At 69.6% G+C, this 13507-nt stretch carries 11 protein-coding genes; 2 read left to right on the top strand and 9 right to left on the bottom strand.

Going from position 1 to position 13507, the window contains the following annotated elements; genetic code table 11:
- From pgi to tkt, 5 genes are all read right to left on the bottom strand, one after another.
- Nucleotides 1-1148, bottom strand: a 1148-nt coding sequence (gene pgi, locus ACFYRY_RS07340; RefSeq protein WP_389140972.1) for a glucose-6-phosphate isomerase, incomplete at its 3' end; no start/stop codon positions are given.
- Nucleotides 1141-2076 (bottom strand): glucose-6-phosphate dehydrogenase assembly protein OpcA, encoded by a 936-nt coding sequence (opcA, locus tag ACFYRY_RS07335; protein ID WP_389140970.1) that lies wholly within the window; start codon nt 2074-2076, stop codon nt 1141-1143. The genes opcA and pgi, both read right to left, overlap by 8 nt.
- On the bottom strand, nt 2073-3656 hold the full coding sequence (zwf, locus tag ACFYRY_RS07330; protein WP_389140968.1) for a glucose-6-phosphate dehydrogenase: 1584 nt from the start codon (nt 3654-3656) through the stop codon (nt 2073-2075). Before zwf ends, opcA begins: the two co-directional genes overlap by 4 nt.
- Nucleotides 3653-4798 (bottom strand): transaldolase, encoded by a 1146-nt coding sequence (tal, locus tag ACFYRY_RS07325; RefSeq protein ID WP_389140966.1) that lies wholly within the window; start codon nt 4796-4798, stop codon nt 3653-3655. Before tal ends, zwf begins: the two co-directional genes overlap by 4 nt.
- 19 nt (nt 4799-4817) lie before the next feature.
- Nucleotides 4818-6893, bottom strand: coding sequence for a transketolase (gene tkt / locus ACFYRY_RS07320; protein ID WP_389140964.1), 2076 nt, complete (start codon nt 6891-6893; stop codon nt 4818-4820).
- A gap of 146 nt (nt 6894-7039) precedes the next feature.
- On the opposite strand from tkt, the gene ACFYRY_RS07315 reads away from it, so the two are divergent.
- Nucleotides 7040-7942 (top strand): helix-turn-helix domain-containing protein, encoded by a 903-nt coding sequence (locus tag ACFYRY_RS07315; protein WP_389140963.1) that lies wholly within the window; start codon nt 7040-7042, stop codon nt 7940-7942.
- A 90-nt stretch (nt 7943-8032) separates the two neighbouring features.
- On the opposite strand, the gene ACFYRY_RS07310 is transcribed toward ACFYRY_RS07315, so the two are convergent.
- Together ACFYRY_RS07310 and ACFYRY_RS07305 are read right to left on the bottom strand one after the other, a co-directional pair.
- Nucleotides 8033-9433: a glycoside hydrolase family 16 protein gene (locus tag ACFYRY_RS07310; RefSeq protein WP_389140961.1), complete on the bottom strand. Its 1401-nt coding sequence runs from the start codon at nt 9431-9433 to the stop codon at nt 8033-8035.
- 258 nt (nt 9434-9691) lie between these two features.
- Nucleotides 9692-9955 (bottom strand): hypothetical protein, encoded by a 264-nt coding sequence (locus tag ACFYRY_RS07305; protein WP_389140959.1) that lies wholly within the window; start codon nt 9953-9955, stop codon nt 9692-9694.
- A gap of 568 nt (nt 9956-10523) precedes the next feature.
- On the opposite strand from ACFYRY_RS07305, the gene ACFYRY_RS07300 reads away from it, so the two are divergent.
- Nucleotides 10524-11978: an arylsulfotransferase family protein gene (locus tag ACFYRY_RS07300; protein WP_389140957.1), complete on the top strand. Its 1455-nt coding sequence runs from the start codon at nt 10524-10526 to the stop codon at nt 11976-11978.
- 37 nt (nt 11979-12015) lie between these two features.
- Here the strand turns inward: ACFYRY_RS07300 and ACFYRY_RS07295 are convergent, their stop codons facing one another.
- Together ACFYRY_RS07295 and ACFYRY_RS07290 are read right to left on the bottom strand one after the other, a co-directional pair.
- Entirely contained in the window at nt 12016-12846 is an 831-nt protein-coding gene (locus ACFYRY_RS07295) for an IclR family transcriptional regulator (protein ID WP_389140955.1), read from the bottom strand.
- Between the two features lie 4 nt (nt 12847-12850).
- Entirely contained in the window at nt 12851-13276 is a 426-nt protein-coding gene (locus ACFYRY_RS07290; RefSeq protein ID WP_389140953.1) for a MarR family winged helix-turn-helix transcriptional regulator, read from the bottom strand.
- Between the last annotated feature and the right edge of the window lie 231 nt (nt 13277-13507).

Below are 13507 nucleotides of genomic sequence, written 5' to 3'. Positions count from 1 at the left end.
GGCGTCCCCCACACCACCGGCCCGGTCTGCCACTCCACCCGGCGGCCCTGACGGTCCACCGACTTGCCGTTGGACTCCATGTCCAGCTGCTGCAGATACGCCGTGAACTTCGACAGATAGTGGCTGTAGGGCAGCACCGCATGCGACTGCGCGTCATGGAAGTTGCCGTACCAGATGCCCAGCAGCCCCAGCAGCAGCGGCACATTCGACTCCGCGGGCGCGTTGAGGAAATGCTCGTCGACGATCCGGAAACCGTCCAGCATCTCCCGGAACCGGTCCGCACCGATCGCGATCATCAACGACAGGCCGATCGCCGAATCGAAGGAGTACCGGCCCCCTACCCAGTCCCAGAACTCGAACATGTTCGCCGTGTCGATCCCGAACTGCGACACCTTCTCCGCGTTCGTCGACAACGCCACGAAATGCTTCGCGACCGCCTTGTCCTCACCCAGACCACCCGGACCGTTCAGCAGCCACTCCCGCGCCGACGTCGCATTGGTGATCGTCTCGATCGTGGTGAACGTCTTCGACGCGACGATGAACAGCGTCTCCGCGGGATCCAGATCACGGACCGCCTCATGCAGGTCGGCACCGTCCACGTTCGACACGAACCTAAACGTCAGCGACCGGTCCGTGTACGCGCGCAGCGCCTCGTACGCCATCGCCGGACCCAGATCCGAACCACCGATCCCGATGTTGACGACATTACGGATCCGCCGGCCGGTGTGACCCGTCCACTCACCCGACCGCACCCGCCCGGCGAAGTCACCCATCCGCTCCAGCACCGCGTGCACCCGCGGCACGACGTTCTCACCGTCGACCTCCACCACCGCGCTCGCCGGAGCACGCAACGCGGTGTGCAGCACCGCACGGTCCTCGGTGATGTTGATCCGCTCACCCCGGAACATCGCATCCCGCAACCCGAACACATCGGTAGCGGCCGCCAGCTCCCGCAACAGGGCCAGCGTCTCGTCGGTGACCAGGTTCTTCGAGAAGTCGACGCGCAGATCACCCACGCGTGCGACATACCGCTCCGCGCGCCCGGGGTCCGCGGCGAACAGGTCACGCAGATGGGCGTTCCACTCGGCGCGGTGGTCCGCCAGGGCGGTCCATTCCGGCCGCTGGGTGAGCTTGGGGGAGTCAGACATGAGAGGGGATCTCCTTGGTGCCCTCGCCGCGCAGGGCGACGGCGTACATCTCGTCCGCGTCGAGGCGCCGAAGCTCCTCGGCGATGAGTTCGGAAGTGGTGCGGACCTTCAGCGCGAGGGTGCGCGAGGGCTGTCCGGGCAGGGACAGCGTGGCCAGCGGGCCCTCGGGGCGGTCGATGACGATCTCGCCGTTCTCAGTGCCGAGGCGCACGGCCGTCACCACCGGTCCCGCGGTGACCACCCGGTCGACGGTGACGCCGAGGCGGGCCTCAAGCCAGCGGGCCAGCAGTTCCGCCGCGGGGTTCTCCGCCTCGGCCTCCACGGCCGCCGAGATCACCCGCACCCGGGCCTGGTCCAGGGCCGCGGCCAGCATCGAGCGCCACGGGGTCAGCCGGGTCCAGGCGAGGTCGGTGTCGCCGGGCGCGTAGGAGCGCACCCGGGTCCGCAGGACCTCCAGCGCGTTCTCCACCGCGTACAGGTCGGTGATCCGGCGCTGGGCCAGCGCGCCCAGCGGGTCCTTCGCCGGGTTGTCCGGCGCCTCCACCGGCCACCACACCACGACCGGGGCGTCCGGAAGCAGCAGCGGCAGGACGACCGAGTCGGCGTGGTCGGACACCTCGCCGTAGGTCCGCAGGATCACCGTCTCGCCGGTGCCTGCGTCGGCGCCCACCCGTACCTCGGCGTCGAGGCGGGAGTTGGTGCGGTCGCGCGGGGTGCGGGCGTGCCGCTTGATGACGACCAGGGTGCGCGAGGGGTGCTCGTGCGAGGCCTCCTCGGCCGCCTTGATCGCGTCGTAGGCGTTCTCCTCGTCCGTGACGATCACCATCGTCAGGACCATGCCCACGGCTGGTGTGCCGATGGCGCGGCGACCTCGCACCAACGCCTTGTTGATCTTGCTTGCCGTGGTGTCGGTCAGGTCGATCTTCATGGCCTGCGCCAGCTCCGTCCGTCTCGTGCGAGCATCTCGTCGGCTTCCTCGGGTCCCCAGCTGCCGGACGCGTACCGCGCCGGCGTGCCGTGGTTCGCCCAGTACTCCTCGATCGGGTCGAGGATCTTCCAGGACTCTTCCACTTCCTGGTGGCGGGGGAACAGGTTGGCGTCGCCGAGGAGGACATCCAGGATGAGGCGCTCGTACGCCTCGGGGCTGGACTCCGTGAACGACTCGCCGTAGGCGAAGTCCATCGACACGTCCCGGATCTCCATCGAGGTGCCCGGCACCTTGGATCCGAACCGGACCGTCATGCCCTCGTCGGGCTGGACGCGGAAGACGATCGCGTTCTGCCCGAGCTCCTCGGTGGCGGAGGAGTCGAAGGGGGAGTGCGGGGCCCGCTTGAAGATCACCGCGATCTCGGTGACCCGGCGGCCCAGCCGCTTGCCGGTGCGCAGATAGAAGGGGATGCCCGCCCAGCGGCGGTTGTCCACCTCCAGCTTGATGGCCGCGTAGGTGTCGGTCTTCGACTGCGGGTCGATGCCCTCCTCCTGGAGGTACCCGGCCACCTTCGCGCCGCCCTGCCAGCCCTCCGCGTACTGCGCCAGCACGGTGTGCTCGCCGATGTCCTCGGGCAGCCGCACCGACTTCAGCACCTTGAGCTTCTCGGTGAGCAGCGAATCGGCGTCGAAGGCGATGGGCTCCTCCATGGCGGTCAGGGCCATGAGCTGGAGCAGGTGGTTCTGGATGACGTCCCGGGCGGCGCCGATGCCGTCGTAGTAACCCGCCCGGCCGCCGATGCCGATGTCCTCGGCCATCGTGATCTGCACGTGGTCGACGTACGACCGGTTCCAGAGCGGCTCGTACATCTGGTTGGCGAAGCGCAGCGCCAGGATGTTCTGGACGGTCTCCTTGCCGAGGTAGTGGTCGATGCGGAACACCTGGTCCGGCTCGAACACGTCGTGCACTAGCGCGTTCAGCTCACGTGCGCTCTTCAGGTCGTGCCCGAAGGGCTTCTCGATGACCGCCCGCCGCCAGGAGCCCTCCGGCGCGTCGGCCAGCCCGTGCTTCTTCAGCTGCCGGACGACCTTCGGGAAGAACTTCGGCGGTACCGAGAGATAGAAGGCGTAGTTGCCGCTGGTACCCCGTGAGGCGTCCAACTCGTCCACGGAGGCACGCAGTTGCTTGAACGCGGTGTCGTCGTCGAAGTCGCCGGGGATGAACCGCATGCCCTCGGCGAGCTGCTGCCAGACCTCCTCCCGGAACTCGGTGCGCGCGTGCTCGCGGACCGCGTCGTGCACGACCTGGGCGAAGTCCTGGTCCTCCCAGTCCCGGCGGGCGAACCCGAGGAGCGAGAAACCCGGCGGCAGCAGACCACGGTTGGCGAGGTCGTAGACGGCCGGCATCAGCTTCTTGCGGGACAGGTCACCCGTCACGCCGAAGATGACCAGCCCGGACGGGCCCGCGATGCGCGGCAGCCGGCGGTCCTGGGGGTGCCGCAGCGGGTTGGACCAGTCGGCGGGCGGTACGGCCGGAAGGGTGGTGACGGCCTCAGCCGCCTCGGACAGTTCCTTGCTCATTCCTCGTCAACCCCCTTGCTGTTCAGGGACTTCGTCACGGCGTCCAGCAGCTCCTGCCAGGCCACCTCGAACTTGGCGACACCCTCGTCCTCCAGCTGCCGCACGACCTCCTCGTAGGAGATCCCGAGCCGCTCCACCGCCGCGAGGTCGGCGCGGGCCTGGGCGTAGCCGCCGGTGACGGTGTCGCCGGTGATGTCGCCGTGGTCGGCGGCGGCGTTCAGCGTGGCCTCCGGCATGGTGTTGACCGTGCCGGGGGCGACCAGGTCGTCGACGTACAACGTGTCCTTGTACGCGGGGTCCTTCACCCCGGTCGAGGCCCACAGCGGGCGCTGCTTGTTCGCCCGGGCGCCGCCGAGGGCGGTCCAGCGCTCACCGTCGAAGACGTTCTCGTACGCCTCGTAGGCGAGCCGCGCGTTGGCGAGGGCGGAGCGGCCCTTCAGTTCCAGGGCCTCCGCGGTGCCGAGCAGGGTCAGCCGCTTGTCGATCTCGGAGTCGACGCGGGAGACGAAGAAGGACGCCACGGAGTGGATCAGGGAGAGGTCCAGGCCGTTCGCCCGGGCCTTCTCCAGACCGGTGAGGTAGGCGTCCATGACCTCGGAGTAGCGCTCCAGGGAGAAGATCAGCGTGACGTTGACGCTGATGCCGAGGCCGATGACCTCGGTGATCGCCGGGAGGCCGGCCTTCGTCGCCGGAATCTTGATCATGACGTTGGGGCGGTCCACCAGCCAGGCCAGCTGCCTGGCCTCGGCGACGGTGGCCCGGGTGTCGTGGGCCAGCCGCGGGTCGACCTCGATGGAGACCCGGCCGTCCCGGCCGCCGGTCGCCTCGTACACCGGCCGCAGGACGTCGGCGGCTGCCCGGACGTCGGCGGTCGTCATCATGCGCACGGCCTCGTCGACCGTGACACCCCGCACGGCGAGGTCGGTGAGCTGCTCCTCGTACCCTTCGCCGGAGCCGATGGCGGCCTGGAAGATGGACGGGTTGGTGGTGACGCCCACCACGTGCCTGGTCCGGACGAGTTCGGCGAGGTTGCCGGACTCGATCCGGCTGCGGGAGAGGTCGTCCAGCCAGATGGAGACGCCCTCGTCGGACAGGCGCTTGAGTGCTCCCGCGGGTGCGGTCGCTTCGGTCACTTCGATCATCTTCTTTCTGGCGATCTGATCAGCCGCGGACGGCGGCCAGGGACTGCCTGGCGGCCGCCGCTACGTTCTCGGCGGTGAAGCCGTACTCGGCGAAGAGGGTCTTGGCGTCGGCGGAGGCGCCGAAGTGTTCGAGGGAGACGATGCGTCCCGCGTCACCCACGAACCGGTACCACGTCAGACCGATCCCGGCCTCGACCGCGACGCGGGCCTTCACGGACGGCGGCAGGACACCGTCGCGGTACTCCCGCGGCTGCTGCTCGAACCACTCGACCGACGGCATCGACACCACCCGGGTGCCGACCCCCTCGGCCTCCAGCCGCTCCCGCGCGCCCACGGCGAGCTGGACCTCGGAGCCGGTGGCTATCAGGACGACGTCGGGGGTCTCGGTGGAGGACTCCGCCAGCACGTAACCGCCGCGCGCCGCATCCGGGTTCGGCGCGTACGTCGGTACGCCCTGGCGGGTGAGCGCGAGGCCGTGCGGTGCCGGGTCGGTGGCGTGCCGCTTGAGGATCTCGGCCCAGGCGATCACGGTCTCGTTGGCGTCGGCCGGGCGGACGACGTTCAGACCCGGGATCGCGCGCAGGGACGCCAGGTGCTCGACGGGCTGGTGCGTGGGACCGTCCTCGCCGAGGCCGATGGAGTCGTGCGTCCAGACGTAGGTGACGGGCAGCTGCATCAGCGCGGACAGCCGGACGGCGTTGCGCATGTAGTCGGAGAACACCAGGAAGGTGCCGCCGTAGATACGGGTGTTGCCGTGCAGCGCGATGCCGTTCATCTCCGCGGCCATGGAGTGCTCGCGGATGCCGAAGTGGATCGTGCGGCCGTACGGGTCGGCCTCCGGCAGCGGGTTGCCCTTCGGCAGGAAGGAACTCGTCTTGTCGATGGTGGTGTTGTTCGAGCCGGCCAGGTCGGCGGAGCCGCCCCACAGTTCCGGGATGACCGCGCCGAGCGACTGGAGCACCTTCCCGGAGGCGGCGCGGGTGGCGACCGCCTTGCCCTCCTCGAAGACCGGCAGGGCGTCCTCCCAGCCCTCGGGGAGCTGACCGGCGACCACGCGGTCGAAGAGCTTCGCGCGCTCCGGCTGGGCGCCGCGCCACTTGTCGAGCTGCTTGTCCCAGGCCGCGTGCGCCTCGGCGCCCCGGTCCAGGGACCGGCGGGTGTGGGCGAGGACGTCGTCGGCGACCTCGAAGGTCCGCTCCGGGTCGAAGCCGAGGAGGCGCTTGGTGGCGGCGACCTCGTCCTCGCCGAGCGCGGAGCCGTGCGCGGCCTCGGTGTCGCGGGCGTTCGGGGCGGGCCAGGCGATGATCGTGCGCATCGCGATGATCGAGGGCCGTCCGGTCTCGGCCTGCGCGGCCCGCAGCGCCGCGTGCAGGGCGTGGACGTCGATGTCGCCGTCCTCGCCGGGCTCGACGCGCTGCACGTGCCAGCCGTACGCCTCGTAGCGCTTGAGCACGTCCTCGGAGAAGGCGGTCGCGGTGTCGCCCTCGATGGAGATGTGGTTGTCGTCGTAGAGGAAGACCAGGTTGCCGAGCTTTTGATGGCCGGCCAGCGAGGACGCCTCGGCGGAGATGCCCTCCTCCAGGTCGCCGTCGGAGACGATGCCCCAGATGGTGTGGTCGAAGGGCGAGGTGCCCTCGGGGGCCTCGGGGTCGAACAGACCGCGCTCGTAGCGGGCGGCCATCGCCATGCCCACCGCGTTGGCGACACCCTGTCCGAGCGGGCCCGTGGTGGTCTCGACGCCGGCGGTGTGCCCGTACTCGGGGTGACCGGGCGTCTTCGACCCGTGCGTCCTAAAGGCCTTGAGGTCGTCGAGCTCCAGCTCGTACCCGGCGAGGAAGAGCTGCGTGTAGAGGGTGAGCGAGGTGTGTCCGGGGGACAGCACGAAACGGTCACGGCCCGTCCACTCCGGGTCGGCCGGGTCGTGACGCATCACCTTCTGAAAGATCGTGTACGCGGCAGGGGCCAGGCTCATCGCGGTGCCGGGGTGGCCATTGCCCACCTTCTGCACGGCATCCGCCGCCAGCAGGCGGGCGGTGTCGACGGCACGCCGGTCGAGTTCGGTCCATTCGAAGTTGTCCGGTGTCTGCGTGCTCATCTTCAAGAAATCCTCGATCGGAGCGGGGTAGCTGGTCTGACGTGTTCGAACTTAAAAGTCTGACTTTTCCGAGGGAAGGTCGCGGTGTGTCAGCCTGTGGTGAAAGTGGGACACCGGGCGGGTGACCGAGGCGGCACGAGAAGGACATGGTGGACAGAACCATCCAAGCCGGAGACGGTGACGGCGACATTGACGCGATCAGAACGTTCCCCTTCCCGGTCGAGTTGAGCGTCGGCGGAGTCGGCGTCCAGGTCGGCCCCATGGGAACCGGCCGCACCTGGCACGCCGACGCGCCCCTGCACCGCGTCCACCGCATCGACTTCCATGTCGTGATGCTGTTCGACGACGGCCCCGTGCACCACATGATCGACTTCGCCCCGTACGAGGCGACCGCCGGCGACGTGCTGTGGATCCGCCCGGGGCAGGTCCACCGCTTCTCACGAACCAGCGAGTACCGCGGAACCGTCCTGACCATGCAACCCGGCTTCCTGCCCCGGGAGACGGTGGAGGCCACCGGGCTCTACCGCTACGACCTGCCGCCCCTGCTGCGCCCCGACGAGCCCCTCGCGGCCGGCCTGCGCGCCGCCCTCGCCCAACTCCAGCGGGAGTACGAGGACACGACGCTCCCGATGAGCCTGCACACCTCGGTGCTGCGGCACACCCTGACGGCGTTCCTCCTGCGTCTGTCCCATCTCGCGGCGAGCTCCGCGAACGCCACCCGGCAGTGGTCGGACACCACCTTCACGCTCTTCCGTGAGGCGGTCGAGAAGGGCTTCGCCACCAACCACAGCGTCAGCGCGTACGCCGACGCCCTCGGGTACTCCCGCCGCACCCTCGTCCGCGCGGTCCGCGCCGCCACCGGCGAGACCCCGAAGGGCTTCATCGACAAACGGGTCGTCCTGGAGGCCAAACGCCTCCTCGCCCACACCGACATGCCCATCGGCCGCGTCGGCGCCGCCGTCGGCTTTCCCGACGCGGCCAACTTCTCCAAGTTCTTCCAGCAGCACACGGACATGACACCGGCGGTGTTCCGGGCGGAGCTGCGTTGAGCGGTGCCGGTGCCGGTGCCGGTGCCGGTGCCCGTCGGCATGGAGAAGGGGCCCCACGCGTGCGTGGGGCCCCGGTGGCGAGGTCGCCGATCAGTGACCGAAGGTGAACCAGTTCACGTTCACGAAGTCGGAACTCTGGCCGCTCGTGAAGGTGAGATACACGTCGTGCGTCCCCGTCACCGAGCTGATGTTGGCCGGGATCGTTCTCCAGGACTGCCAGCCGCCGGTGTTGGCGACGGCGAAGCTGCCGACGGGGGCGGAGCTACGGCTGTCCAGACGGACCTCGACCAGTCCGCTGACCCCGCCCGACGCGCCGCTCGCGACCCGGGCGACGAACTGCCTGGCCGCCGTGGAGCCGAAGTTGACGCCCTTGTAGAGGGCCCAGTCGCCGGCGGCGAGGGAGCCGATGTTCTGTCCGCCGCCCGTGTCCGACGTGGTCTCGGTGGTCGTACCGGACTGGGCGTCGTACGACTCGGCCTGGATGGTGCCGTAGGCGTCACGGTTGCCGGTGGGCGGGGGAGTGGTGCCGCCTCCGCCCGACGACAGCACCTGGACGTAGTCGACGACCATCGGCACGCCGGAGCGGGTGTCGCCGTCCAGGCCGCCACCGAACGCGTCCGGGAAGGCGCCGCCCATGGCCACGTTCAGGATGATGAAGAACCCGTGGTTGGTGGCGTTGGACCAGGTCGTCGCGTCGACCTGGTTCGCGGTGACCGTGTGGAAGGTGACGCCGTCGACGGAGAAGCGGATCGCCTCCGGAGTGACCGAACGGTCCCACTCCATGGTGTAGGTGTGGAAGCCGGACTGGCAGGTGGTGCCCGGGCACGCGGTGTTGTTGCCGATGCCGGACGTCTCGTTGCACGGGCCGCCCGGATTCGTGCCGCAGTGCATGGTGGCCCACACCGTGTTGCGGCCCTGGACGTTCTCCATGATGTCCAGTTCGCCCACGCCCGGCCAGTTCTGGTAGTTGCCCCGGTAGGGCGCGCCCAGCATCCAGAACGCGGGCCAGTACCCCTCGGCGGCGGTGCCGGTGACGTTCGGCATCTGGAGGCGGGCCTCGACGCGCAGTCTGCCGCCCGCCGGGGGCTGGAAGTCGGTGCGGTTGGTCTCGACGCGACCCGAGGTCCACCTGCCGGACGCGTCGCGCAGGGGGGTGATGCGCAGGTTGCCGTTGCCGTCGAGCGCGACGTTGCCGGTGCTGTTGGTCATCGTCTCGACCTCGCCGGTGCCCCAGTTGGCGGGGCCGCCCGGATAGGAAGTGCCAGTCGCGTACTGCCAGTTGGAGGTGTTCACGCCGGTGCCGGCGCTCCCGACGAAGTCGTCGAGGAAGACCTGCGTCCAGCCCGACGGGGGCGTGGGCGCGGAGGCGTTCGCGGAGGGGGAGGCGACCGTGGCGGCCGCCGCCGCGAGGCCGAGCGTGCTGACGACGGCGAGGAGTGCCCGTCGCAGCGGGCGGCGCCGTCTGTGGGGTGTGCCGGAGGTGTCAGTCATGGGGGACCTCTCGGGTACGGGGGGAATGCGCGGGTGCCTCGGAGAGCGCCGCCCTGACGTCTGAGAGCGCTCTCAGGGTGCGCGGTCAATGTGCTCCCCGGCGCTGTGGCCGTCAAGAGGTGAAACCGAGAAAGTGTTTGTGGCGCAGGTGAGTTGACTCGGTGAACGGCGCGGGGTCGCAGCCCGCCGAGGCCGAGGCCCTCTTCGGCCTCCTGCGGGCTCGGCGGCCGAACTACACCTCGACGGACTGCTCCGTGGTCAGCGCCAATCCGCAGGGATGTTGCGCAGCTGCTCGAGGAGATCCCAGTCCTTCGGCCGTGCCCCGCGAGAGAACCACTGAGCGCCCTGCCCGGCCCAATAACCGCGGTACTCCCGGGTGCCTTCGAGCCCGAGCGCCTGCGTACCCGACTCCCAACCGCAGCAGCTGCAGATGATGTGGGTCGGCCAGGTGTCCTCGAAAAAGAGACTGCCGTCCGTGTAGCCGCAGACGCGGCACACGTCCTCGTCCTCGACACTTCTCATGGGGTTGTTCCTGTCCATAGCTCCTCATCCTGTTTCACGCCCCCCAAGAGAGCCAAGCCAGTCGCAATATCGTGCTGCCGAGTCACGATCCCCACGGGTCGGTGCCCTGGGCGGCGTAGACGAGCCGTATGCGCCAGTCAACGGTGACTGCCGCATGCCCCCGCGGGGCCGCACCTGCCCCAATGGCCTACCTGAGTGGTCTTCAGCAGGCGCGAGCCCCGTCGGCTGCATACCGTCACCAGAGGGACGGCTTCCCGGTCGTGGCCGGTGCGGAGCCCGGGAGACCAGCCGGACGACGAACTCGAAAACGTAGCGGCACCGCCCATGGGGTGACCAGTGCCGGGTGTCAAGGAGGTCGGCAATGGTCACGCGGGAACCGCGGGTTCGCCGGACATGGAGAAGTACCCGTCGAACCGTCGGGGCCGGCGCGCTCGCCGCCGGGTGTGTCCTCGCGAGTTGTGTGCCGTCGGCCGCCGGGACTCCCCAGGGGGGCGCGTCCCGCCTGTGTGCGACGAAGCCCTACCCTCCGTCGGAGAGCACTCCGCCCCCGATCCTGTCCGGCAGCGACGTGTGGAGATTCGTCTCCGAGCCGGGCCTGCGTCCCATGCGGGTGAAGGTGACCGCGAACAAATCGGGGACGGCTCGCGGGGACATCTTCGTCGCCCCGTTCAGCGCGGACCAGATGGTCGGCCAGACCGGGGCGCTGGTCAACGACAATTCCGGCGACCCGGTCTGGTTCCGTCCGCTGTCCTCCACGAACCTCCAGAACGCCGACTTCAAAGTCCAGACCTATTACGACGGACACCGGGACCGCGGCCAACCGGTACTGACCTGGTGGCAGGGGAGCCTCGCGCTTCCCCCGGCCTACACGAACCTGCCGGCCGGCGCGCCGGAACCGGGCGGGTGCTACTACCTCTACGACGCCCGGTACCGCCTGCTCAAGACGGTCTTCGCGCACCACGGCTACTACCCGGACGAGCACGAATTCACCCTGACCCGCAGGGGCACCGCACTGTTCCTCGCCTCCAAACCGGTGCGCCTGGATCTGAGGCCCTACGGGGGGCCGAGGAACGGCGCCATCCTGAACAGTGAGGTCCAGGAGGTGGACCTCGCCACGGGGAGACTCCTGAATTCCTGGAACGCGCTGGACCACCTGGACCCCGCCGATTCCGAGGAACCGGTCTCCAGCGCGTCGTCATCCGACGGGGTGTGGGACGCCTTCCACATCAACTCCGTCGACGAGGGCCCGGGAGGCCAATGGCTGGTCTCGTCCCGGAACATGTGGGCCGTCTACGGCATCTCCAAGAAATCCGGGAAGATCCGCTATCAGATCGGAGGGAAGAAAAGCGACTTCACCTTCGGACCGAACGCGCACTTCTACTGGCAGCACGATGCCCGATTCCGGCCGGGAAGCCGGATCAGCATGTTCGACGACGGCTGCTGCGACCTTCCCGACGGCCCACCCGAACAGCAGTCGCACGGACTGATCCTCAACCTCGACTTCCGCCGGCACAGGGCGACGGTGGCCAAGACCTATTACCACAAGCCGCCGTTGTACTCGCCCACCCAGGGAAACACTCAGGCTCTTCCCAACGGGAACCAATTCATCGGGTGGGGTCAGAGCCCCTACTATTCGGAATACGCGAGTGCGGGGAACACCCAGGGAAACGGCTCGCGAAACCGGCTCTACGACGCGAAGCTGCCGGGCTCCAACATCTCGTATCGAGCGTTCCGGAACGCATGGACCGGCACGCCGTACTACCCGCCGAAGGCTGCGGCACGGGCCGACGGCAGGGGCCGTATCGTCTACGCCTCCTGGAACGGATCGACGCAGACGCGAGCGTGGCAGGTGCTCGCCGGACCGAAACCCGATTCCCTGTCGGTGGTGGTCAAGCGCGCCGAACGGTCCGGGTTCGAGACAGCGGTCAGGACCGGCGCCCCAGGACCGTACTACCAGGTGAAAGCGCTGGACGCGGCCGGTAAGGTCCTCCGGGCCTCACGCGTCGTCAGACTCCCGAAATGACGCCTTGAGCGAGGCGAGGCGTTCCGGGGACCCGTCCTCATCGGTGCGAGGCGGCACCTCCGGCGGGCCTCGCCCCGCCCCGCGTCCGGCCCGCGTCCGGCTGCCACCCCAGGGCCCGGGAGATCCCACGCGCCGCGAGCCGCACCGCCGGCACGAGTACCGGTACCTGGGCGTCGGCCTGTGGCACCACCACCGACACCGCCGCGACGAGGGTCCCGCCCGGCCCGCGCACGGGCGCCGCCACCGACAGCGCGTCCTCGGTGACCTGACGGTCGCTCACCGCCACGCCCGAGCGCCGCACCTCGGCCAGCGTCCGGCGCAGTCGTCCGGCGTCGGTGAGGGTGTACGGGGTGAGGGAGGCGAGCGGCCTGGCGCAGTACTCCTTCTGCAGTTCGGCGTCGCCGTACGCGAGCAGCACGAGTCCGACGCCGGTGACGTGCAGCGGCCAGCGGGCGCCGACGCGGATGTGCACGCCGACCGACGAACGGCCCGATATCCACTCGGTGTAGACGACCTCCGAGCCGTCGCGCACCGCCAACTGCACGTTCTCGTGCGTGGCCTCGTACAGGTCCTCCAGGTGCGGCAGCGCGGCCTGGCGCAGCGCCAGTCCGCGGGGTGCCAGCGCGGCGACCTCCCACAGCCGCAGCCCGACGTGGTAGACGCCCGAGTCGTCCCGCTCCAGGGCGCCCCACTCGGTGAGCGCGCCGACGAGCCGGTGGGTGGTGGTGAGGGAGAGTCCGGCCCGGCGGCTGATGTCCGTCAGGCACAACGCCGGGTGGTCGTGGTCGAACGCGGCGAGGACCGACAGCAGTCGGTCGGGCGCGGAACGCGCCGCCCGCGACAGGGCGGCGTCGGCGGTCGTCGGCATGGCCTCACCCCAGCCCGGTCTCGGCGACTCTCTGCAGCAGCGAGTGGAGCCCATCGCGCTCGGCGGGGTCGAGGGGCTGGAGCAGCTCGTTGGTGACCCGCAGTCCGGCCTCGTCGGTGTCGCGCAGGAAGGCGCGGCCGTCCGCGGTGAGCACGACGATGCGGCTGCGCCGGTCGTCGGGGGAGGGGCGGCGCTCCGCGAAGCCCACCTTCTCCAGGTCGTCCACCAAACCGACGATCGCGCTCGGGTCGTAGCCGAGTGAGGTGCTCAGTTCGCGCTGCAGGGCGCCCTCCGACGTGGCGAGGAAGCGCAGCAGCGCGTAGTGGCGCAGGCGCAGCCCGGACTCCTGGAGGGAGGCGTTGAACAGTTGCCCCGAGCGCAGTCCGAGCCGGTAGAGCAGGTAGCCGGTGTCCGCGTGCAGACCTCGCATCCACGGCTCGTAGGCGTCGATCGGAGCGGGGCCCGCGGCAGGGGGCGTCGGGTGCGGCTGGCGGGCGATGGTGGTCTCCCTGGTCGGGGCCCCGGTCGGGGCGGTCGTGCGGGCGCCTCGTGCGGGGCGCGTCGTGCCTGGTGCTCCCAGTCTGACGCACTCGACGGGTCGGCAACAACTATTGACGTCAACAATTATTGCTCTTAGCTTCGATCTCAGCGGCCGCATCGA

Source organism: Streptomyces sp. NPDC005263 (assembly GCF_042872365.1).
Classification (GTDB): domain Bacteria; phylum Actinomycetota; class Actinomycetes; order Streptomycetales; family Streptomycetaceae; genus Streptomyces.
Note: the sequence above shows the minus strand (reverse complement) of the source record. Positions and strands in the feature narration are given on the sequence as shown.